General features: G+C 70.2%; 12 protein-coding genes. 6 read left to right on the top strand and 6 right to left on the bottom strand.

Going from position 1 to position 23,595, the window contains the following annotated elements; genetic code table 11:
* Positions 1–18: 18 nt before the first annotated feature.
* Both ETAA1_RS15260 and ETAA1_RS15255 read right to left on the bottom strand, forming a co-directional pair.
* Positions 19–1,386 (bottom strand): DUF1501 domain-containing protein, encoded by a 1,368-nt coding sequence (locus ETAA1_RS15260; protein ID WP_145239873.1) that lies wholly within the window; start codon positions 1,384–1,386, stop codon positions 19–21.
* 80 nt (positions 1,387–1,466) lie between these two features.
* A complete protein-coding gene (locus tag ETAA1_RS15255) occupies positions 1,467–4,028 on the bottom strand; it encodes a protein kinase domain-containing protein (RefSeq protein ID WP_145239871.1) in 2,562 nt (853 codons plus the stop codon).
* A gap of 167 nt (positions 4,029–4,195) precedes the next feature.
* Between ETAA1_RS15255 and ETAA1_RS15250 the strand changes: the two genes are divergently transcribed.
* Both ETAA1_RS15250 and ETAA1_RS15245 read left to right on the top strand, forming a co-directional pair.
* Positions 4,196–6,862 carry a PSD1 and planctomycete cytochrome C domain-containing protein gene (locus tag ETAA1_RS15250; protein ID WP_145239869.1) on the top strand — a complete coding sequence of 889 codons (2,667 nt, stop codon included), beginning with the start codon at positions 4,196–4,198 and terminating at the stop codon, positions 6,860–6,862.
* A 92-nt stretch (positions 6,863–6,954) separates the two neighbouring features.
* Positions 6,955–8,364, top strand: a complete 1,410-nt coding sequence (locus tag ETAA1_RS15245; protein WP_145239867.1) for a DUF1501 domain-containing protein — start codon at positions 6,955–6,957, stop codon at positions 8,362–8,364.
* Positions 8,365–8,425: 61 nt separating this feature from the next.
* On the opposite strand, the gene ETAA1_RS15240 is transcribed toward ETAA1_RS15245, so the two are convergent.
* Positions 8,426–9,043, bottom strand: a complete 618-nt coding sequence (locus ETAA1_RS15240; protein ID WP_145239866.1) for a PHP-associated domain-containing protein — start codon at positions 9,041–9,043, stop codon at positions 8,426–8,428.
* Between the two features lie 204 nt (positions 9,044–9,247).
* Between ETAA1_RS15240 and ETAA1_RS15235 the strand changes: the two genes are divergently transcribed.
* Positions 9,248–10,810: a hypothetical protein gene (locus ETAA1_RS15235; RefSeq protein WP_145239864.1), complete on the top strand. Its 1,563-nt coding sequence runs from the start codon at positions 9,248–9,250 to the stop codon at positions 10,808–10,810.
* Between the two features lie 49 nt (positions 10,811–10,859).
* Here the strand turns inward: ETAA1_RS15235 and arfB are convergent, their stop codons facing one another.
* Positions 10,860–11,282, bottom strand: a complete 423-nt coding sequence (gene arfB / locus ETAA1_RS15230) for an alternative ribosome rescue aminoacyl-tRNA hydrolase ArfB (RefSeq protein WP_145239862.1) — start codon at positions 11,280–11,282, stop codon at positions 10,860–10,862.
* 110 nt (positions 11,283–11,392) lie between these two features.
* Here arfB and ETAA1_RS15225 point away from each other — a divergent pair, with 110 nt between their 5' ends.
* On the top strand, positions 11,393–13,012 hold the full coding sequence (locus ETAA1_RS15225) for a glycosyltransferase family 39 protein (protein WP_145239860.1): 1,620 nt from the start codon (positions 11,393–11,395) through the stop codon (positions 13,010–13,012).
* A 43-nt stretch (positions 13,013–13,055) separates the two neighbouring features.
* On the opposite strand, the gene ETAA1_RS15220 is transcribed toward ETAA1_RS15225, so the two are convergent.
* Together ETAA1_RS15220 and uvrA are read right to left on the bottom strand one after the other, a co-directional pair.
* Positions 13,056–14,429 (bottom strand): MmgE/PrpD family protein, encoded by a 1,374-nt coding sequence (locus ETAA1_RS15220; protein WP_145239858.1) that lies wholly within the window; start codon positions 14,427–14,429, stop codon positions 13,056–13,058.
* Between the two features lie 50 nt (positions 14,430–14,479).
* Entirely contained in the window at positions 14,480–21,433 is a 6,954-nt protein-coding gene (gene uvrA, locus ETAA1_RS15215; RefSeq protein ID WP_145239856.1) for an excinuclease ABC subunit UvrA, read from the bottom strand.
* A 155-nt stretch (positions 21,434–21,588) separates the two neighbouring features.
* Between uvrA and ETAA1_RS15210 the strand changes: the two genes are divergently transcribed.
* On the top strand, positions 21,589–22,242 hold the full coding sequence (locus ETAA1_RS15210) for a sigma-70 family RNA polymerase sigma factor (RefSeq protein WP_238389450.1): 654 nt from the start codon (positions 21,589–21,591) through the stop codon (positions 22,240–22,242).
* Positions 22,239–23,495 carry an anti-sigma factor family protein gene (locus tag ETAA1_RS15205; RefSeq protein WP_145239854.1) on the top strand — a complete coding sequence of 419 codons (1,257 nt, stop codon included), beginning with the start codon at positions 22,239–22,241 and terminating at the stop codon, positions 23,493–23,495. The genes ETAA1_RS15210 and ETAA1_RS15205 overlap by 4 nt, the downstream gene beginning before the upstream one ends.
* Positions 23,496–23,595: the final 100 nt, after the last annotated feature.

The raw sequence follows: 23,595 nt of genomic DNA, 5'->3' as shown, positions 1-23,595 counted from the left end.
GGAGCGGCCGATCGACAATCAGAACAGCTCGGCGATCGGGCGGACGCCGAAGTCCACCAGCGGGATCGGCCGGCCTTGCGGGCCGGGCAACTCCTTGTGGGGGTCCAGGCCGAGCCCGCGGTACAGCGTCGCGGCCACCTCGCCGGGCGTCACCGGCCGCGTCTTCGGCGTGCCGCCCAACTCGTCCGACTCGCCGACGACGCGGCCGCCCTTCAACGGTCCGCCGCCCATCAGGATCGTCCACACGCCGGGGTGGTGGTCGCGGCCGCCGGCCGGGTTCACCTTCGGCGTCCGGCCGAACTCGCCGAGCGCCACGACCATCGTGTTCGACAACAGCCCGCGCTCGCTCAGGTCTTCGAGCAGCGCGGAGTAGGCCCGGTCGAAGTTCGGCACCACCTCGCGGCTCATCTGCACGATGTCGGTGAACGGCTTCGAGCCGTGGATGTCCCACGTCACCTCGTCGAACACGGTCTCGAACATGTTGACCGTAACGAAGCGTACGCCGGCCTCGATCAGCCGGCGGGCCATGAGGCAACTCTGGCCGAACCGCGTCCGGCCGTAGCGCTCCTTCACCCGGTCCGGCTCTTTCTCCAGGGCGAAGGCGTCGCGCGCCCGCGGCGACGACATCAGCCGGTAGGCCAGGCCGAAGTTCTCGTCCAACTGACGGGCGGCCGCGCTCCCCTCGAACGCCGCGGTCGCGCCGTCGACCGCTTCCCGCAGCCGCTGCCGACGCTCGGCGCGGACGCCGGTGATGTAGTCCGGCGGCAGCAGGTCCGGGACGCGGAAGCCGGGCGCGTTCGGGTCGGCGTTCAGGATGAACGGGTCGTGCGGCTTGCCGAGGTAACCCGCCGCGTGGCCGTGGGGCAGGTTCCCGCCGGTGCGGCCGATCGGCTTCGGCAGCAGCACGTGCGGCGGCAACTCGGCCCGCCCGCCCTTCAGGTAGCCGAGCGCGCAGCCGACGTGCGGGTGCTCGACGCCGCCGCTGAACAGCCGGCCCGTCTGCATCATCTGGTGGCCGGTGTCGTGGACGGCGGCGGCCGTGTGGTACACCGAGCGCACGAGCGAGAACTTGTCGGCGTGCCGCGCCGTCTGCGGAAAGATTTCGCTGATCTGCGTGCCTGGCACGTTCGTCCGTGTCGGGCGGAACGGGCCGCGGACCTCCTCGGGGGCGTTCGGTTTCGGGTCCCAGGTGTCGATCTGGCTCGGGCCGCCGACCAGGAACAGCATGATGCAGTTCGTGTCGTTGTCGGCCTGGCCGGCCGCCTTTGCTCGCTCCAAGGCCGCGAGCGTGAGGCCGATCGGGGCGATCGCCCCGGCGTGGAAGAAGTCGCGCCGGCTGGGGCCGTTGCAGACGTTGGCGGGGCGGGGGGCGTCCAGCCGGATCATGACGACCTCGGGGAGGTGGGCCGCGACGTAAGGCGTTGTTGATATTGATACCCGACCGTCACCCGGCGTTCAACTCGCTCTCAGGGAGAGACTTCCCGCGGCGGCGGGGCCGCGACCGCCTCGGCCGCCGCGCCGCGCCGCCAGCGCACGGCGATCGTCAGGTTCGCCTCCGCCAGGGTCGAGTCCGGCGTGATGCGAAGGGCTTCTTTGAAGTCGGCTATGGCCCCGGTGTAGTCCCCGAGTCGCAGGCGGGCGTGGCCGCGGTTGTTGTAGGAGCCGGACGACTCCATGCCGGTCCGGGCTTCCAACTCGACGGCCAGGTCGAACTCCCTCAGCGCCTCGGTGTACCGGCCCTGTCGCTGGAAGACGGAGCCGCGGTTGATGTGGGCGTGTGAGTAGTCCGGGTTCAGCACCAAGGCGCGGTCCGCGGCTTCGAGTGCGGCTTCGGGGTCGTGCATCCGGAGTAGCACGGCGCTGAGCTGCGTCCACGAGTTGTAGTCCCGCGGGTCGAGGCGCACGGCCCGGCGGTAGCAGCGGGCGGCGTCCTCGAACTGGCCGCGGTCCCAGTGGGCCCGGCCGAGGCTCCGCCACGCCACCTTGCTCTCCGGCCGCAGCGAGGTCGCCGCCTGCGCCCATCGCAGCTGCTGGGCGAGAGTTTCGGCGCGCGCGGTCCCGCCGGCTTCGAGCACCCCCAACATGGTGTGAATCAACGGCACGTTGTCCGGGTTCCGCTCCAGTGCCGGCCGAAGGACACGCTCCCGGGTCGCGGCCGAGAACTGGTACACCTGCCCGATGACGGCCGCGAAGCGGGGCGGCTGGTGAAGGGCGGCCGGGTGGTCCAGTAGAGACTGCTTGTACCGCAGGTCGAAGCCGAGGGCGGTGGTGCGGAACTCGTTCCGGTACGGGTCCGGGTCCGCAATGCGGAGGATGTTCCGGAGCGCGGTGCGACGGTCGGAGTCGGACAAGTTGAGGAACCACAGGTCGAGAGCCAGCAGCAACCGCTCGCGGATGACGGAGCCGTTCACCACCGCCGCCGCGGTCTCGACCGGCGTATTCCCAGGGTCGACGCCGTACCGCCGGAAGGCCGCGTCCCAAGCGCCGGTCGAGCGCCCCACCCGGAGCCGATAGTCTTCCGCGGCCCACTGGGCCTCGGCGGCCGCGTCGAGCTCCCGCAACATCGTCAGGTCGGCACGGGCGCGGGCGACGCGGGCCGCGGACGTTCCCACAACCCCCTCGGCAAGCCGCTTCTCGATCAGGCCGAACGGAATCGCGGCCCTCTCGGCGTAGTCGGCGGCGAGGGCGGCGTTCACCTCGTCGAGCAGAAACTCGACGGCCTGAGCGCCACGCGCGGCACGCGCGAGTTCGTCCGCCGACCGCTGCGCCTCCAGCCGGTCGAGCTCGGCCTGCTTCTGGCGGCGGTCGAGCTCGCGCTCGGCCGCCTGCCGGTCGGCCCACCACGCCCCGCCGGCCACACCCGCCACGATCACGACCGCGGCCGCAGCCAGCGCCCGTTGCACCTGCCGGCGCTTCCGCTGCTCCACGAGCCGCGCCTCGGCTGCGGCCCGCTCGCGCTCGGCGTCACGCAGCCGGCCCTCGACGCCCGCGCGGTATCCGGCCACCGCGGCAGCAACCTGCTTGGCGTCGGCCGGGCGGGCGTCCGGGTCGGCCTGGAGGCACCGCTTCGCCAGTGCGACCAACTCGGGGTCAACGGGCGAAGCGTCGAGCCGCTCGAACGCCGGGCCGAGTTGGGCCGTGATCGACAGGGCTACCACCTCTTGCGCGGTCGCGGCCCAGTACGGCGGCCGGCCGGTCAGGAGCTCGCAGAGCATCGCCCCGAGGGCGAACACGTCGGAGCGGGTGTCGGTGCGGTCGATCTCGCCCTTGGCCTGTTCGGGCGGCATGTACGCCGGCGTGCCGAGGAGGCTGCCGGCCCGCGTCTGCGAACTCGGGTCGCGGTCGGACTCAATTACCGACACGGGAGGAGCGGCCGCGTCGTCCGCCGGCGCAACGGGCGCGGGCGACGCTTCGGCGAGCACCTTCGCCAGCCCCCAGTCCATGACCTGCACTTCGTGGAACGCCCCGACCATGACGTTGGCGGGCTTCAGGTCGCGGTGGATGACGCGACGATCGTGGGCGTACGCGACCGCCTGACACACGTCCTCGAAGGTGCGGAGGAGCTCGGCCAGCGGCGGCGGGGTGGGCGCCAACTCGTCCGCGAGGGTTCGGCCGCGAATCAACTTCATGGCCATGAACGCCCGCCCGTCGCGGAGCGTGCCGAGGTCGTGGACCGGCGGGATGCCCGGGTGCTGGAGCTTGCCCGTGATGCGGGCCTCGTCCACGAACCGCGACGCCGACGGGGTGTGGTGTTTGCCGTCGTCGCGGAGCAGTTTGAGGGCGACCTCCCGGTTCAGAACGCGGTCGTACGCCGTCCACACCTCGCCCATGCCGCCGCGGGCGAGGAAGGAGCGGAGTTCGTAGCGGTCGTCGGACGTGGGAAGGGCGGCCGGCCCGGTGGCGGTGTCGAACGCCTTCGTGCCGTTCTCGCTGACCGGGTCCGCCCGAGTGGCGGTGCGGCCGGGCGACGGTGCGGGAGCGACGGGCTCCCGCGTTGCTTCGCCGGAATCGGACGGCGGTGCGGACATGGGATGAGCGTACCCGCGCGGCGGTGACGAGGCAACGGCCCAAGTCTCATCGCCGCTTCAGGAATTGGGGTTCGCCCGGAATCGCCCGGTGACGTAAAATCCACTTACCTGCCAGACACGCCCATCCCGCGCCCCGCCGGCCGGACCCGGCCCGACGAGGATCACGCATGACCCGCTGGATTGCCGTAGTACCCCTCCTCGCGCTCGTCGCCACGCCCGCGGCCGCACAGCCCGCCGCCAAGCTGACCGCCGAACAGACCCAGTTATTCGAGACGAAGGTTCGCCCCGTCCTGGCCGAGAAATGCTTCTCCTGCCATGGCGAGAAGAAGCAGAGTGCCGGCCTCCGCCTCGACACCGCGGCGGGGGTCAAGCAGGGTGCCGACGACGGGGCAGTCATCGTGCCCGGCGACCCGGCCAAGAGCCGGCTCATCAAGTCGGTGAAGCGCGAGGGCGACTACGCGATGCCGCCGAAGGACGCGCTACGGCCCGAACAGGTCGCCGACCTGACGGACTGGGTGCGGATGGGCGCCCCGTTCCCCGCCGAGCAGGCGGTGGTGAAGGGCGCCGACCCGACGAAGCACTGGGCCTTCCAGCCGGTGAAGCCGCAGGCGCCGCCGGCGACCAGGCGGCCGACGACGCACCCGATCGACGCCTTCGTGGTGTCGAAGCTGGAGACGAAGGGGCTGACGCCGTCCGCGCCCGCGGACCGGCGGACCTTGCTTCGGCGGGCCTACTACGACCTGATCGGCCTGCCGCCGACCGCGGACGAGATCGCTGCGTTCGAGAAGGACCAAACGCCCGGCGCGTTCGAGGCGGTGATCGACCACCTGCTGGCGAGCCCGCACTACGGCGAGCGGTGGGGCCGGCACTGGCTCGACGTGGCGCGGTACGCCGACACCAAGGGCTACGTCTTTCAGGAGGAGAAGGCCTTCCCGTTCGCCTACACCTACCGCGACTACGTGATCCGCTCGATCAACGAGGACAAGCCGTTCGACCGGTTCGTCGTCGAGCAACTGGCCGCGGACCGGCTGCCGCTCGGCGAGGACAAGTCGGCCCTGGCCGCGATGGGCTTCCTCACGCTGGGCCGCCGGTTCCTCAACAACACGCACGACATCATCGACGACCGCATCGACGTGGTCACCCGCGGGCTGATGGGCCTGTCGGTGGCCTGCGCCCGCTGCCACGACCACAAGTACGACCCCATCCCCGCGAAGGATTATTACAGCCTCTACGGCGTGTTCGCGAGTTCGGTCGAGCCGAAGCAGCTGCCACTCCTGTCGGAGAAGCGGTCGCCCGAGCAGCAGGCTTTCGACCGCGAGCTGGCCAAGAAGGAGGCCGACATTGAAGCCGAGAAGGTGCGGCGGTTCGAGGCCGCGGTGGCCAAGCTCCGCGCCGCGGACGCGCTCGCCGACTACCTCCGCGCCGGGCTCGACGCCCGCGGCAAGTCGCCCGAGCAGGTTCAAGCGTTCGCCCGGGAGCGCGACCTGAACGGCTTCGTCCTCGGCCGCTGGCGACCGTACCTGACCGAGCAGCTCAAGGCGGGCAACCCCGTCCTCACGCCGCTCGCGGCGTTGCACGCCCTCCCCGAAGCCGAGTTCGCCGCCAAGAGCGCGGCCGCCCTCGACGGCCTGAAAGTGAAGGCCCATCCCGCCGTCACGGCCGCGCTGACGGCCGCGAAGCCGAAGACGTTCCGCGAGGCGGCGACCGCCGTCGGCAAGGCCATCGCTCAGGGCAAGGACGACGCCGCGCTCGCCGGCGTTACGGGGAAGGGCGGCCCGCTCGACATCGCCGTCGCGGACGCCGACAAGCTCTTCAACCGGGTCGACCGCGACGCCCTCGTCGCGGCCCGGAGGAAGGTGGACGCCTTTCAGGCGAGCAGCCCGAACGCCCCGCAGCGGGCGCACGTCCTGGTCGACGGTAACGTGCAGGAGCCGGTCGTGTTCCTCCGCGGCAACCCTGGAAATCGCGGCCCCGCCGTGCCGCGGCAGATGGTCGCGGTGGCCGCGACGAACCGCCAGCCCTTCAAGCAGGGGAGCGGCCGCCTGGAGTTGGCGAACGCGATCGCCAGCCCCGACAACCCGCTGACCGCGAGGGTGTTCGTGAACCGCGTGTGGGCCGGGCACTTCGGCCACGGCCTCGTCCGCACGCCGAGCGACTTCGGCGTCCGCAGCGACCCGCCGACGCACCCCGAACTGCTGGACTGGCTCGCCCACCGCTTCGTGACCGACGGCTGGAGCCCGAAGCGGTTGCACAAGCTGATCATGCTCTCGGCGACGTATCAGCAGGCGAGTGCGTCCCCGGACGCGCTGTTTCGCGCCGACCCGGAAAACAAGCTGCTCGCCCGTCAGAACCGCCGCCGGCTCGACTTCGAGTCGCTGCGCGACTCACTGCTCGTGGGTTCAGGCAAACTCGACCGCACCGTGTACGGCCGGCCGGTGGATTTGTTCAAGGCACCGTTCCCGACGCGGCGATCGGTGTACGGCCTGATCGACCGACTGAACCCTCCGGGCACACTCCGCGTTTTCGATGCGGCGAACCCGGACCAACACAGCCCGCAGCGGTTCCTGACCACGGTCCCCCAGCAGGCGCTATTCCTGATGAACAGCCCGTTCGTGCGCGAGCAGGCGGTGGCGTTGGCGACGCGCCCGGAGATGACGAGCGCCGGCACCCCCGACGCCAAAGTGACCGCGCTGTACCGCCTGGCGCTGGGCCGCGCCCCAACGCCTGCCGAACTTGCGCTGGGCCGCGAGTTCGTGGCCGACGCCGCGACCGGCCGCTGGGAGCAGTACGCCCAGGTGTTGCTGCTGAGCAACGAGTTCGCGTTCGTGGACTGAGAGTAACGAGTGCGTTCAGCCCGCCGTCGTGACCGCCGCCTGAACAACCAGGCCGTGTCGAGTAGTTCGGGAGAGTAGGAACCGGAGCCGCCATGTACCCGTTCAGCCGCCGCGACTTCCTGGCCCGCACCGGGATGGGCTTCGGCCTCACCGCCCTCGCCCCCATGCTCGCCGGCGACGCCCGGGCCGTCGACGCGGTCAACCCGCTCGCGCCGCGGCCGCCGCACTTCCCGGCCAAAGCGAAGCGCGTCATCCACATTTTCGCCAACGGCGGGCCGAGCCAGGTCGACACGTTCGACCCCAAGCCGTCGCTGCTGAAGTACGCCGGCCAGCCGCTGCCGACGACCAACCTCCGCACCGAGCGCCGCACCGGGGCCGCGTTCCCGTCGCCGTTCACCTTCCGCCCGCGCGGCAAGAGCGGCATCCAGGTCAGCGACCTCTTCGCGGAAACCGCCAAGCACATCGACGACATCTGCGTCATCCGCTCGATGCACGCCGACGTCCCGAACCACGAGCCGTCGTTCCTCCTGATGAACACCGGCGAGGCCCGGCTCATCCGCCCGAGCGTCGGCAGCTGGGTCACGTACGGGCTCGGCACCGAGAACCAGAACCTGCCCGGGTACATCAGCATGTGCCCGGGTGGGATGCCGCTGCTCGACTCGCAGAACTGGCAGTGCGGCTTCCTGCCGGGCGTCTTCCAGGGCACGTACATCGACAGCCGGCACACCGACGTGGAGCGGCTCGTCGAGCACATCCGCAACCGCGGCACGAGCCCCGCCGACCAGCGCCGCCAGCTCGACCTGCTGGCCCGCCTCAACGGCATGCACCAGGCGACGCGGCCGAACGACCCACTGCTCGAAGCCCGAATCCGCTCGTTCGAGCTGGCCTACCGGATGCAGTCGGAGGCGACCGAGGCGTTCGACACCACGCGCGAACCGAAGGCGATCCTGGACGCTTACGGCCCCGGCGAGCAGGCCCGCAGCCTACTGCTGGCCCGGCGGCTGGTCGAGCGCGGGGTGCGGTTCGTGCAGGTGAGCCACGCCCCGGTACAGCCGTGGGACAGCCACGACGACCTGGAAGTCAACCACCGCCGCCTCGCCGGCCAGATCGACAAGCCGATCGCGGCGCTGATCTCGGACCTGAAGCGACTCGGGCTGTTCGAGAGTACGCTCATCATCTGGGGCGGCGAGTTCGGCCGCACGCCGGTGGTCGAGCTGCCGACGCCGGGCTCGAACGCGGGCAAGGTGAACGGCCGCGACCACAACCACTGGGGCTTCTCGATGTGGATGGCCGGCGGCGGTGTGAAGGGCGGCACCGTGGTGGGCGCGACCGACGAGTTCGGCTTCCGGGCGGTGGAAAACCCGGTGCACGTCCACGACCTGCACGCGACGGTGCTGCACCTGCTCGGCTTCGACCACGAGAAGTTCACGTTCCGCTACGCCGGCCGCGACTTCCGCCTGACGGACGTGCACGGCCGGGTCGTGCGCGAGGTGTTGGCCTGATCGTGGGGCCGGCTTCCAGCCCGACAGCGCTTCACACGCGGGCTGGAAGCCGGCACCAAGGTCAGGCGAATCGCTCGTTCACCAGCGCCACGCCCGTCCGCCCGCGGATTGCGGCAACCAGGTCGGCCGCGGTGCGAATCTCCGCCGCGAAGTCGGTGTAGCAACATCCCACGGTATTCGGGTCGTGCGAGTCGCTGTTGCCGAGCTGGGCGTACTGCGGGTAGCGCGTCAGCAACCGGGCTGCCTTCTCGCGCAGCTCGGCGTCCATGTTGTTCGACATCACCTCGATGCCGTCGAGTTCGACGCCGGTCTCGGCGACCAATTTCTCGAACGGCTGGCCCCATCGATTGGGGTGCGCCGCCACGGCCGCGCCGCCCTGCTTGTGAACTTCGCGGACCAGATCGACCCAGCCGATCCCGCGGAAGAACGGCGACGGGTCGGTGATGCCGTAGACGAGTACGTCGCCGCCGCGGCCGGTCACCTCCGTCCCGGACAGGATCACCAGTTCGGGCGCGAACGCCCGCAGCTCGGTGAGCTCCTCGTCGGGCCACCAGTAGTCGTGCTCGGTGAGCACCACACCGTCCAAGCCGGCACGGCGGGCGCTCCGCAACAGATCGAACGGGTCGGTCACCGAGTCCGGCGAGTGGCGAATGGTGTGGAGGTGCAGGTCGAACTTCATCAGCGTTCCGGGGGCTCGCGGGGCGAAAGTCCTATTTTACGGGCCGCACGACCGGCGCCGCCGGCATCCCGCGAACCGACAGCGACCCGCCGGCCGCGTTCTTCCCTTGTGTCCACCCGGACAGGGTTTACAATTCCTGTGACGTGAACCCGCGCCACCCGGCGCGGGCGCGTCCACCCCGGTCCGGCCCGCCGCGAGGCCCGCATGGCGACCCAGTTCATCACCCAGGAAGAGGCGGCCCGCCGGCTCGGGATTCCGCTCGAGGAGTTCAAGCGGCGCCTCAAGACCGAGTGGACCCACGTCACGCCGATGCGCGACGGCCCCAACCTCCGGTTCCGCGAGAACCAGATCGAGGAGCTGTCCCGCCAACTCGGCGCGGCCAGCGACCCCGGTCTGCCCCTGGCCGGCCTCGGCCAGGCCGAGCCGGGCTCCGACGACTTCAAGCTCGCCCCCGGCCCCAAAACGGGCCGGATTCCCAAGCCCGGCAAGCCCGCCGAGGAGCCGCTCGCGTTCGACGGCTCGGACGACGACATCTTCTCGCTGTCGGCCGAGCCGGCGAAGCCGAAGAAGCCGGCGGACGAGTCCACGGACAGCGACGTGCGGCTCGAGGTGCCGTCGAGCAAGCCCAAGAGCGGCGGGCCGAACGTGCCGACGGAGGAAATCTCGCTCGACCTGGGCGGCGGTCCGGGCAGCGCGGTCATCAAGGGTGGAAGTTCGGCGAAGTTGTCCGCGCCCAAGTCGTCTTCCAAGCTCAGTTCCGGCGACTCGGGTAAGAAGCTGTCCGCGGAATCGGGCAAGAACGCCGGCAAGAACAAGAACCTGGGCGACAGCAGCGAGTTCGAGCTGAGCCTGGACGCGGACAGCGACGACTTCGAGATGCAGATGTCCGGGGACTCGAGCGAAGAGGTGGACCTCGGCAGCTCGCCGCTGGACGAGGGCGGACGGGCCGGGAAGAGCGGCGTCAACCTCCGCAACCCGGACGACGCCGGCATCCCGCTCGACCGCAACCGGGCCGGCGGCTCGGGCCGCAACCTGGGTAAGGCACCGCCCCCGCCGGTCGACGACAGCGACGACTTCGAGTTGTCGCTGGAGGCCGATTCGAGCGAGGCCGAGCCGGTGTCGCCGAAAAGCAAACCGGCACAGCGGGCCACCCCCAAGATCCCCGCGACGACCGACTCGGACAGTGAGTTCGAGCTGACGCTCGACGACTCCGGCGACGCGGGGAGCCTCGGCAGCCTGGAGGCCGCGGCGATCGAAGAGGAGGGGAAGGGCGACATCTTCGAGACCGACTTCGAGATCCCCAACCTGCCGGACGAGTCCGGCTCCGAGGCCGTGGCGCTCGAGTCGGACACGGACCTGGAAGTCGGATCCGACGAGGTGCCCGACGTCGACCTGGAAATGGACGAGGACACCTCCGGCAGCGAGGCCGTCGTACTCGACGACGAAGAGGAGGAGGCGCCGGCTCCGCGGAGCGGCCGAAGCCGTCGGGGTGCGGCCGACGAGGACGAGTGGGCCGGCGTCGGCGGCGGCCGGCGGAGGCAGAACGACGACGAGGACGACGAGCCGGTCGGCGTGGCCGCGCCGGCCCAGTGGGGCGTGATCCCGGCGATCGTGCTGTTCCCGTCGTTCCTGCTGCTCATCGTCGGCGCGCTGATGAGCTACGAGCTGCTACACACGATGACGGGCTACGCCCAGCCGCGGAAGCCGGCGTCTCCGATCGTCCGTGGCATCGCCAAGCAACTCGACATGGACGTGAAGGACCAGTAACCAGTGGGTTGAAGCCCGGGGGGCGGCCACCCCCCGGGCTTCGTCGTTTCTACTCGTCCCCGCCCGCGCGGCGGCCCTGCTTCTTGGCCGACTGCCGCCGCTTGTCCTCGACGCGCCGCCGCTTCGCCGCCTTGCTCACCTTCGCCTTCTTCCGCGCCACCGGCTCCACCAGCGACACCTGGATCATGTGTGCGAGCTTGACCGCGCAGGCCTCACGGTTCCGCTCCTGGTCGCGGAACTCCTGCGACGAGATGACGACGTCGCCGTCCACGGTGAACCGGCTCGGGAAGCGCGCCTTCATCCGCTCCCACGCCGTGAGCGGGATTTGTGCGACGGTCCGCCCCGCCGCCCAGCGCAGGACCGCCTTCGACGACACCTTGTTGACGTTCTGCCCGCCGGGGCCGCCGGACCGGGCGTAACTCCAGTCCAGTTCCTCGTCGGGGACGGCGATCGACTCGGTCACCTGGATCACGACAGCGCTCCCGGACCCGGCTTGACGCGGGGGGTCGGCTTATCCTATGGTCGGCCGTTCGGGATGCCCCAGGCCGGCGCGCACCGGCCGGCACGGACGCGGAGCAAAGCATGGCCGGTGCGGTGGGTGCACGACTCGGGCCGGCCGTCGGCGCCCGGATGGAGGCCGTCGCCCGCAAGCGCGTCCTCGCCGGCCCGGACTACCTCCGCCTCTCCGTGCTGCTCCTTGTTGCCGCCGCCGTCCACGGCTGGCTCCTCGCGCACACCGCCACGACGGCCCGCGACGGCCTCGGGTTCGCGCGCCACGCCCTGAACTTCCAGTCACCGCACCAGGTGGCGACCGGTCACGACCCGAATCGCACCGTTCTCACCGTCCTGAAAGAAGCCCAGCACCCGCCAGCGTACCCGGCCGCGATCTGGGCCGTCGGGAAGGTCGTCCGCAACGCCAGTAGCCTGCCGCACCCCGAGGCGTACTTGCTGGCCGCGCAGCTGGTCAGCGCCGCGGCCGGCGTGCTCCTGGTGGTGCCGGTCTACCTCACGGGCCGGATGCTGTTCGACCGCTCCGTCGGGTTCGCCGCGGCGCTGTTGCTGCAGGTGCTCCCGACGCCGGCCCGCCTGACCAGCGACGCCCTTACCGAAGGGATGTACCTGCTCGGGCTGAGCGTGGCCGTGATGCTCGGGGTGCGCGCCGTGCGGCGGCCGACGGTCGGGGGGTTCCTGTTGTGCGGCATGGCGACGGGATTCACGTACCTCGTCCGGCTCGAAGGGTTGCTCGTTGCCGTGGGCGTCGGTGCGACGGCCGTCGGGCTACTCGCCGCGCGACGCTGGCCACTCGACCTGACGCTCGGCCGGCTGACGGCACTCGCCGTCGGCGTCGCCCTCGTCGCCGGCCCGTACATGGTTGTGATCAAGGGGCTGACGAACAAGCCCACCGGCCAGGAGATGCTGAACCCGAGCGTGAATCCGCGGGCGAACCTGTTTCACAAGGCGGAAGCGTGCGCGGTCGTAGCCGTGCCGCTGTTCGCCGAGTGGCGCGAGGGCGACGGCTCACGGGTGACGTGGTCCGTGGCCGCGGTCGCCTCCGAAACCGTGATGGCGCTGTTCTACGTGCCCGCCGCGCTGGCCGTGGCCGGGGTCGTGCTGCTGCGCCGCCGCGTCGCCGCCGACCCGGGCCTGTGGTGCCTCCTGATCCTGGCCGGTCTCAGCGCGATGTTGCTGACGGCGGTTGGAATCAAGGCGGGCTACGTGTCCGAGCGGCACACGCTACTCCTCGTGCTGATCGGCTGCGTGTTCGCGGCCGCTGCCCTCGAGCCGGTGGCGGCGCTGCTGCGGAACCGCGTCCGCGCCGAGTGGCTGCTCGTCGGCGTCGCGCTGGCCGCGCTGCCGGCAACAATGAAGCCGTTGCACGCCAACCGCGAAGGGTTCAAGCACGCCGGCCGGTGGATGGCCGAGAACGTCACGCCGGCCGACTGCGTCATCGACCCGTTCAACTGGGCGGAGTTCTATTCCGGCCGGTCGCTTTACGCCGTGCCGCCTGACCCGGCCGAGCCGACGTTCCGGTACGCCGTTGTGGACGACCGCACGCGACCCGGCGAGCACGGCCGGTTGCCGCGGCTGGACCAGGCCATCGACGTGATGACGAACGGGAACAGTCGGGTTGTCTACCACTGGCCCGAAAACGTGCCGGAGGAGCAGGCCAAAGTGAAGGTGTATCGCCTCTCGGTGAAATGACGCTAAACGCCCACCCGCCGCGGCGGGTAGGCGTCACCCGATCTCAGTCGAACAGACCGATCAGCTCGCCGACCCCGGGCAGCGACTCGAAATCCCAGCAGCGGGCGAGCATCGCGTCGACCTTCGGCTTCCCGTACTTCGGCTCCACCGCCCGTCGGAATTTCGCCTCCACCTCCTGATCCGTCATCGGGTTCCCGGCGTGGCCGCGCGGGAACTCGACCTCCTGTACCAGCTTGCGGCCGTCGTTGAGCGTCACCGTGATGCGGTTCGGAATTCCCTTCGGGTAGCGCGTCGAGAGGGCGTCGTCGAGGTGGACCTGCACCTTGCCGGTGAGGTCGAGCAGGGCCGGGTCCGTGAACCGGGCCTCGTCGAAGGTGGGGAGGTAAACGTCGCCGTCCATGAGGGCGGCGGCGGTGCAGTAGGGGAGCGAGTGGTCGGCCGTCTCGCGCGTCTTCGGGGTCCACGCCTGCGGGTACTTGCCGATGATGTTGTAACTCGCCTCGAACGTCTCGATGTCGATCGACTTCACGTTCGACACGTCGCCGCCGAGTTCTTGCCGGAGCCTCAGCGCGGCGTCGATCGCGCTCTGCGAGTGGTACTCGGCCGGCCAGAACTTGATGTACGTCTTGTTGATCATGAACCCGTCGAAGTTGCCGAGTTCGGCACCAAACGGGGCCGGGTCGAACGCCCCCTGCGACACCAGCCGGAAGAACCCGAGGTCGCCCTCGAAGATCGGGGCGGGACCGCTGAGCCCCTCGCCGGCGAGCGTCGCCGCGAACACGCCGTTGCGGGCGGCGTTGGCGAACGCGCACCCCTTCCACTCGCTCAACTCGCCGCTGCGCGTCTGCCGCAGGGCGACGTTACAGACGCCAGCGATACCGACGGCGTGGACGAGCTTCCCGGCGTCGAGCCCGAGCAGCTTCCCGGCCGCGACCGCCGACGAGATGGCGCCGTAAGTGACGTGGTCGACGCCGTGCCTCCTGAGGCTGGCGGCGTCACAGAACCGGCACTGGATCTCGTAGGCGAGCACCGCGGCGGTAATGAGGTCGCGGCCGCCGCGGCCCGCGGCCTCGCCGGCGGCGAACACGGCGGCGAAGTTGTCACTGGGGTGTGCCGGCTCCTTCGACAGGTACGTGTCGTTGAAGTCGAGGTAGCGGATGAGGAGGCCGTTCACGAACGCCGCCCACTCGGGGCTGCTGCGGCCGCCGCCGAGCAGCGAGGCCCCGGGATTCCCGCTGACGCGGAGGGCGCACCGCTTCGCGGTGTGGTACGCCTCGGCCGGCATCGCCCCGACGGCGGTGGCGAGCGAGTCGATGACGCGCCGCTTGGCCTCGTGGACCGCCTCGGGCGTCAGCTTCTCGAAGGTCAGTTCGGTGGCGTATTTGGCGAGGCGGGCGGCGAGCGTCGGTGCGGGCATGCGTGGTCCCCGGGGCGGATGCGTCCGGTGACTGTTCTACGGCACGCCACTCAGCCGGCTTCCTTGTCGCGCCCGTGCGCCTCGCGGAAGCCGGCCAGGTGCTCCGTCAGGAGTTGCTTCAGGGCCGGGGCGTGGAAGTGGTCGGCGGTCACGAACTGAAGGTGTAACACGGTCGCCCCACCGGCGCGGTCGTCGATCAACTCCGCGCCGCGACCGAACTGCTCGATACGGCTCAGGTTGAACTGCCCGCGGCGGCCGACGAACTGCACGTCGAGGGCGTCGGCGTCCTTCGTCCGCCAGCGTGCCCACGACCGCGTCGCCCCCGGCACCTTGACGAGGACGGCGTCGCGGTTGTCCCACTTCACCTCGGCGTCCGGCTCGATGTCGCGGACGAGCTTGAGCAGCTTCGGCAGCAGGGTGCGGTCCCAACGCGCCCCGCGGCCGGGTGGGAAGCCCTTGTCGGACAGGTGCCACTTCTCGCCGTCCTTCTTCCACGGCATTTGCGCCTCGACGCCGTCCGCCGCGGTCCGCGTCCTGGCCTGGGACGCGGCGACGGCTTTCGCCAGGAACTCGCGGAAGGCCGGCGTGTCGATCTCGGCCTTCGTGTGGACGATGACGACGGCGTACTGCGCCCCGGGCCACGTGCCGACCTCCACGCGGTTCTCGTCGCGGGACAATCCTTCGAGGCCGGGCGTGTCCGAGAGCGGGCGGAGGCCGAGGCTGGCCGCGAGTTGGTCCTGCTTGAACGGCTTCCCGGGGACGCGGAAGACGAGCTTCAGGTACGCCTCGTGGCCGGTCATCGCGTGGAGGAACCAGCCGTCCGCCTTCTTCGGCGGGGTCACCTCGACGATACTGCGGTGGTTCCAGTTCGGGGGCGCGAACGCGCCGGTCTTCTCAACTTCGGCGATCACCCACGCCAGCGCGGCGCCGTCCCACTTCGCGGGCTTACCGGTCGTCGTCACGCGCTCCTTGGTGTGCCAGCGCGGGCCGTCGGCCTCCCACGGTAAGGCGTGGTCCTTGCCGACCTCGGTGATGTCCAGGTCGCCGGCGCGTTGTCGCCGCGCCGCATCGGGGTCGAACGGGACGCGCTCGACGCGAGGGCCGGCGCCCAGCACACCTTTCAGGATGCGGCCGGTGTGCGACTCCTCGACGCCGACCACGTCCTCGGGCGTCCCCGCGGCGACGACGCGGCCGCCGCCGACGCCGCCGTCCGGCCCCATGTCCAGCACCCAGTCGGCCGACTTCACCACGTCCAGGTTGTGCTCGACCACGACGACAGTGTTGCCGAGATCTACGAGGCGTTGCAGCACGTCGAGCAGCTTGCGGATGTCGTCGAAGTGGAGCCCGGTCGTCGGCTCGTCGAGGAGGTAGAGTGTCTTGCCGGTGCTCGGGCGGGCCAGCTCCGCGGCGAGCTTCACGCGCTGGGCCTCGCCGCCGCTCATCGTCGGGGCCGGCTGGCCGAGTGCCATGTAGCCGAGGCCCACGTCGTCGAGCGTTTGCAGCACCACGCGAATCTTGGGGATGTTGCCGAACAGTTCCAGCGCCTCGGCCACGCGCAGGTTCAGCACGTCGGCGATGCTCTTGCCGTGGTACTTCACGGCCAGCGTCTCGGGGTTGTACCGGGTGCCCTTGCAGGTGTCGCACTCGACCCACACGTCCGGCAGGAAGTGCATCTCGATCCGCTTCTGCCCGTTCCCCTCGCACGCCTCGCAGCGGCCGCCCTTCTGGTTGAAGCTGAACCGCCGCGGGTGGTAGCCGCGGACCTTCGACTCGGGGAGCCGGGCGAACAACTCGCGCACCAGGTCGAACACGCCGGTGTACGTCGCCGGGTTGCTCGACGGCGAGTTGCCGATGGGGTCCTGATCGACGTTGATGATCTTGTCCACGTGGTCGAGCCCGCGGATGTCGTCGTGCGCGGCGGCGACGGTGCGGGCGCGGTGGAGCCGGCGGGCGAGCGTGTTGTACAGCACCTCGTTCACGAGCGACGACTTCCCCGACCCGCTCACGCCGGTGACGGCGACGAACGCCCCGAGTGGCAGGTGGGCGTCGACGTTGCGGAGGTTGTTCTGGCGGGCGCCGATGATGGAGAGGACACCGGCCGTCGGGGCGACCTCGGCCAGCGCCGCGGGGGTGTGCGCGGTGCCGCCGGGGATGCGTCGGTTCGACGGAATCGGGATCGCCAGCGCGCCCGAGAGGTACTTGCCGGTGAGCGACGCGGGCGACTTGCCGACTTGCTTCGGCGGGCCGGCCGCGGTGATCTCGCCGCCGCGGTCGCCGGCGCCGGGGCCGAAGTCGAGGAGGTAGTCGGCCGCGGCGATGACCTCGCGGTCGTGCTCGACCAGTACCAGCGTGTTCCCCAGGTCCCGGAGCCGCTTCAGCGCTTCGAGCAGCCGCTCGTTGTCGCGCGGGTGCAGCCCGATGGTCGGCTCGTCGAGGACGTACAGCACGCCGGTCAGGCCGCTGCCGATCTGCGACGCCAGCCGGATGCGCTGGGCCTCGCCGCCGGAGAGCGTCGGGCCGGGGCGCGACAGCGCGAGGTAGTCGAGCCCCACGTCTACGAGGAACGTGAGGCGGCTGCGGATCTCCCGGAGCACTTCGCCGGCGACCTGCGTGTCGTGCTTCGACAGGTCGAGTCCGGCGACGTGGCGGAGTGTATCCCCGAGGGGCTTGGCGCCGAGTTCGCCGAGCGTGAGGCCGGCGAAGCGGGTGGCCGCGGCGTCGGCGCGAAGGCGCGAGCCGCGGCAGGTGGAGCAGGGGACTTCGTCGACCAGTTGGTCGAGGCGCTGGCGGTAGACGAACGAGACGCGGTTGGCCTCGTCCACGGCTGGGAACAGGCCCTTGTACTGGAACCGCGCCGGGCGAGCGGCCGGCGTGAGCCGGCTGGTCGTCGAGCGTGAAGTCCTGCCACCCCGACCTGCCGGCTCACGCCGGCCGCTCGCCAAATCCAACCACGCTTCGCCGGTGCCGTGGAGGATGACGCGCTGTTGGGCCGCGTCGAGCTTGTCGTAGGGCGTGTCGAGGTCGAAGCCGGCGTGTCGGACGATGGCCTCGGCGAACGGTAGCCACGCAGAACCGGCATCCAAGTCGGGCCAGCCGGCGATGGCACCGTCGCGGATAGACAGAGCCCCGTCGCGGATCAGCAGCGCCGGGTTCGCTCCGCGCTGGACACCCAGCCCCTCGCACGTCGGGCACCAACCGAGCGGGCTGTTGAACGAGTAGTGGTGCGGGTTCAGCGGCTCGAAGCTGAGGTTGCAGCGCTCGCAGGCCAGGTGCTGCGAGTAGCGGTCCACCTTCCACTGCGGCTCCGGCTTGTTCGCGTCCACGAACGCGATGTTCATCACGCCGCGGCCCAACTCCAGCGCCTGCTCCACGGCCTCGGCCACGCGGGTGCGGGTGCCGGGCTTCACGACGTTGCGGTCCACCACCACCTCGACGCGGTGCTTGCGGCGGTGGTCGATCGCCGGCGGCTCGTCGAGGTTGTAGCTGGTGCCGTCCACGCGCATTCGCACGTACCCGGCGCGGCGAATCTCTTCCCAAAGCGTGTCGTACTTCTCCTGCCCCTTCCGCTCGACCGGCGCCAGGATGTACAGCTTCGTTCCCTCCGGGAGCGACAGCACCTTGTCCACGATCTCGTCGGCGGTCTGCGTGCCGACGGCGTCGCCGCAGCTCGGGCAGTGCCGCTGGCCGAGGCGGGCGTAGAGGATGCGGAGGTAGTCGTACACCTCGGTGATGGTGCCGACGGTGCTGCGCGGGCTCTTGCTCGTCGTCTTCTGCTCGATGCTGATCGCCGGCGACAGCCCCGTGACGTGTTCGACCTTCGGCTTCTGAACCTGCCCCAGGAACTGGCGGGCGTAGCTGGACAGGCTCTCGACGTAGCGCCGCTGCCCCTCGGCGTAGATGGTATCGAGCGCGAGCGACGACTTACCCGAGCCGCTGGGGCCGCAGAACACCGTCATCTGCTCCCGCGGCAGCTTGCAGTTCACGTGCTTCAGGTTGTGCTGGGACGCGCCTTCCACCTCAATGTGGGTGATGTAGCCGGTCGGCTTCCGCGGCTGCTTCTTCTTGGCTCCTGTCTCCTGTTTCCGGTCTCCTGTCGGGAACAGGATCGGCTTTAGCGCCGCGCCGGTGTGAGAGGCCTTCACCTTTGCCACCTGCTCCGGCGTGCCGGTGGCGACGACGTGGCCGCCGCCGCTGCCGCCCTCCGGCCCCATGTCGATGAGCCAGTCGGCCGTCTTGATGACGTCGAGGTTGTGCTCAATGACCAGAACCGTGTTCCCGGCCGCGGCGAACCCGTGGAGGACATCGAGGAGTTTGCGCACATCCTCGAAATGGAGGCCGGTCGTCGGCTCGTCCAGGATGTACAGCGTCTTCCCGGTCCCCTTGCGGACCAACTCCTTCGCCAGCTTGATCCGCTGCGCCTCGCCGCCCGACAAAGTCGGGGAGGGCTGCCCGAGCTTGACGTAGTCGAGCCCCACGTCGTGCAGCGTTTGCAGCATCGTCCGCACTTTGGGGACGTGCTCGAAGTGGTCGAGTGCCTGGCCGACCTCCATTTCGAGCGTGTCGTGGATGGAGCGGCCGCGGTACTTCACCTGGAGCGTCTCGCGGTTGAACCGCCGCCCCTCGCACACCGGGCACGTCACCCACACGTCGGCCAGGAAGTCCATTTCCAGCTTGGTGGCGCCGTTCCCCTCGCACGCCTCGCAGCGGCCGCCGGGGCGGTTGAAGCTGAACCGGCTCGGCGTGTAGCCGCGGGTCTTGGCGTCGGTCATGTCGGCGTACAGCGACCGCACCTCGTCCCACAGCTTGATGTACGTCGCCGGGTTCGACCGCGGCGTGCGGCCGATCGGCGTCTGGTCGATGTCGATGACCTTGTCGATGTGCTCGGCGCCCTCGATCCGCTCGTGCGCGCCGACGGTGTGGTCGGTCTCGTCCGGCTCGTCGTCCTCGCCGGCCGCGGCAGGGCGGCCGGCGGCCGTGAGAGCCTCCTTCAGGATGTCGTTGATGAGCGACGACTTTCCCGAGCCGCTGACCCCGGTCACGACCGTGAGCACGCCGACCGGGATGTCCACGGTCACGTTCTTGAGGTTGTTCTGCGTCGCGCCGATCACCTTGATCTGCCGCTTCTGATCGACCTTCCGGCGCTCCGCGGGGATGGCGATTTCCTTCGTTCCGTTGAGGAACTGACCGGTCAGGCTGGCCGGGTTGGCGAACACCTCGGCCGGGGTGCCGGCGGCCACGACGTGGCCGCCGCGCACGCCCGGTCCGGGGCCGAAGTCCACGAGGAAGTCGGCGGCGCGCATCGTGTCTTCGTCGTGCTCGACGACCAGGACGGTGTTTCCCATGTCGCGCAGCCGTTCGAGGCTCGCCAGCAGCCGGGCGTTGTCGCGCGGGTGGAGGCCGATGCTCGGCTCGTCGAGGACGTACAACACGCCGACGAGGCCGCTGCCGATCTGGCCGGCGAGGCGGATGCGCTGCGCCTCGCCGCCGGAAAGCGTCGGCGCGGAGCGGTCGAGCGTCAGGTAGTGGAGGCCGACGTTCAGCAGGAAGCCGAGGCGGGCGCGAATCTCCTTCAGCAACTCGCCGGCGATCGTGCGGGCCACGTCGGTGAGCTTCGCCTCGTAGCCGTCGAACCACGGCACCAGTTCGCCGATGGGCGAGTGTCCGAGTTCGACGAGTGTCTTGCCGCCGACGCGCACGGCGCGGGCCTGCGGGTTCAGCCGCTGGCCGTAGCACGCGGGGCAGCGCACCTGCCGCATGTACTTTTCGAGCCGCATCCGCTGCGGCCCGGGGGCGGCCTTCTTGAATTGCGACAGCAACTGCGGCACGACGCCGTCCCACTTGCCGCCGTGCTTCCACACGGTGCCGTTGCGCTGCTTCCACTCCCAGACGATGTGCCGGTCGCCGCTGCCGTTCAGGAGCTGGTCGCGGTGCTCGGCGGGGAGCTTGCCCCACGGCGTCTTAAGCTCGATGTCGAGCGACTTGGCCACGCCCTCGTAAACGTGCTTCCGCCAGCGGCCCATCCCCTTCAGCGAGCCGACCAGCGGCACGGCCCCGGCGTAGAAGCTGAGCGACGGGTCGGGGACGATCAGGTCGGGGTCGAAGGTGAACTTCGTCCCGAGGCCGTCGCACTCGGTACACATCCCCATCGGGCTGTTGAAGCTGAACAGCTGCGGCGTCGGGGGCTCGTAGCTGATCCCACAGTGGGTGCAGGCGTAGTGGGCGGAGAGGAGAATCTCCTCGGCGGCCGTTTCACCTTCGGCGTCAGTCGGACGGTCGCCCTCCACGCTGATGACGAGGTTGCCCTCGGCCAGCGCCAGCGCCTGCTCCACGGCCTCGGCGATGCGGACGCGGTTCGTCGCCCCCTTGGCCTCGATCTTCAGCCGGTCGATGACGATCTCGATGGCGTGCTTGATGCGCTTGTCGAGCTTCAGGTCGTCGGTCAGTTTGACGACGCGGCCGTCCACCCGGGCGCGCACGTAGCCGCGCTTCGACATGTCGGCGAAAAAGTCCTTGAACTCCCCCTTCTGGCCACGGACCACCGGCGCCAAGATCATGAACCGCGTCCCTTCGGGCAGCGCCAGGACGCGGCCGATGATCTGCTCGCGGGTCTGGGCCGTGATCGGCCGCTCGCAGGTCGGGCAGTGGCCCTGTCCCAGCCGCGCGAACAGCACCCGCAGATAGTCCGACACCTCGGTAACGGTGCCGACGGTACTGCGGGGGTTGCGGCTGGCGGTCTTCTGCTGGATGCTGACGGCGGGGGACAGGCCGCCGATGTAGTCCACGTCCGGCTTGGGGAGTTGGCCGAGGAACTGGCGGGCGTAGCTGGACAGGCTTTCAACGTATCGCCGCTGGCCCTCCGCGTAGATGGTGTCGAATGCGAGGGAGGATTTGCCCGAACCGCTGACGCCGGTAAAGACGATGAGCTTGTCGCGCGGCAGTTCGAGATCGACGTTTCGGAGGTTGTGCTCCCGCGCCCCGCGGATGACGATGGCCTGGGTGTCCATGAGGGCCGAGGCTCCTCCTGAGCAGCGCGGGATAGGGTACAGGTGATTAGTATAGCCGGGGGTACGAGCGAAGCCCACCCGCCGTCGCGGGCGGTAATTCTGTCAACAACCGGGAACTTTCGACTCGGTGCGAACGTCAGACGTGGTGGAGGGTTGTGAACGACGACGATCGCCGGCTGATCGCGGAGAGCCTGGGTGGGCGACGGGATGCCTTCGGCGAGTTGGTAACCCGATACCAGGCCCGGCTTTACAACGCAGCGGTCCGGCTGGTGGACAGTCCCGACGACGCCGCCGATGTCGTCCAGGACGCGTTCCTGAACGCCTACCAGTCGCTCCACGCCTTCAAGGGCGACGCCGAGTTCTTCACCTGGCTGTACCGGATCGCCTTCAACGGCGCCATCAGCCTGAAACGGAAGAAGCGGCCGGCCAAGAGTCTCGGGGCGGCCGACGGGGAACCGGGGTACGAGCCCGCTGACCCGTCCGACTACGTCCGCACCGGGCACGCCCTGGAGCGGAGTGAAGAAGACGCCTTGCTCCACGCGGCGCTCGCCCGGCTCTCGCCCGAGCACCGCGAGGCGCTGACGATGAAAGACCTCGACGGCCTCCGCTACGAGCAGATGGCCGAGTTGCTCGGGGTGCCGGTCGGGACGGTTCGCAGCCGCCTGCACCGCGCCCGGCTCGAGCTCCGCGGCCTGCTCGCCCAGCTGGACGCCGAGAACGAAACCAACGGGGAAGGGGGGAGCGTCCACCCCCCGACCCCAACTGACTACCCCGCCCCCCCAGGACCGCCGACCCGCGGTTCGCCATGACGCCCGACGACGCTCTACCACTGCTGACCGCCGCCGTGGACGGGGAACTCACCCCCGCCGAGGCCGAGGCCGTCCGCGCCCTGTTGGCGGATTCGTCGTCGGCCTGGCACACCTTCCGCAACCTGCGGGCGGATCGGCAGCGGCTTCAGCAGCTCACTCCCGTCGCACCACCGGCCGACCTCCACGCCCGCATCATGGCCCGGCTTCCCGCTCATCCTCCGACTCCGGTCGAGGTCGCGCGGCCGGTGTCCCCGTCGCGGAAGATGTCACTCGTGCCCGTGGGGTTGGCTGCGTCCGTGCTCGTGGCGATGGCCGGCGCGTCGTTCACGTTCTTCGTGAACCGGCCGAACGGCGGCCCGAGTACCCACGGGGCTCTGCTGGCGAAGGCTAACCCGAAGCGCGACGGCGAGTGGGCGAAGCTGTTGCCGCGCGATGCGGCGCCGCCGTCGTCGTCACCCGCGCCCATCGAACCGATTCCCGAGCCCGTCGCCGCCGTCGAAGCCCAGGTCTCGCCCGAGTTGGCGCCCGAGCCGCGGGCCGTCGTCCGCGACGTGCTGACGTTCCCGCCCGTTCCGGCCGTTGGCAAGCTCGACCTGGCCCGCGTCCGGGTGCCCTTCCTGGCGACCGTCGCCGAGTTCGACCGCGAGGACGTGCAGCAGCAGTTCGTCTCCGAACTCAGGCAAGACCTGGCGTTCCGGATTGACCTGTTCGCCCGCGACCCGGCACGCGGTGTGGAGCTGTTCCAGGCCGCGGCGAAGGGAACCGGGCTGAACCTGCTCGTGGACCGCACAACCGCCGAGCGCGTGCAGCGGAAGCAGGCCGCGGCGTACCTCGTGTACACGGACAGCCTGACCGCGACCGACCTGCGCGACCTCCTCGTCCGGCTCGCTACTGCCGACGCGAAGGCGCCGTCCAAGACCTTCGAGGCCGTCCACACGACCGCGGCCGTACCGGCCGACGGGCGCGACCTGCGCGAGTTGCTCGGCACCGACCCCGGCCTGTGGAAGCGGCCGATGACGACCGCCGAGCCGAAGTCCGTGTCGAGCGACACCGTGAACCAGCTGACGCGTAACCTGACTGACCCGAAGGGGAAGGGGGGCGACCGGCTGGCGGTGCTGACGACCTACGCCCCGCGCGAGGTGCGGACGGTTCCGGGGCGGTCCGCCGAGGTCCGTCAATTCTTCGAGCGGCGCGGCGACCGCCGACCCACCGCGGTGCCGGTGCTCGTCGTCGTCCGGCAAGCTAACGGCTGACTCCCGCCACTTGCGGCAGTGCATGTTTTCCTTTGTAACCCACTCGTAACCCGACCGTAACGACCCTCTCACGACCCCTCGCGGAAGCGGCACCCGGGAG

Origin of the sequence: Urbifossiella limnaea, assembly GCF_007747215.1 — a bacterium.
Lineage (GTDB): Bacteria > Planctomycetota > Planctomycetia > Gemmatales > Gemmataceae > Urbifossiella > Urbifossiella limnaea.
The sequence above is the reverse complement of the archived record's forward strand: the minus strand, read 5'-3'. Positions and strand labels throughout refer to the sequence as shown.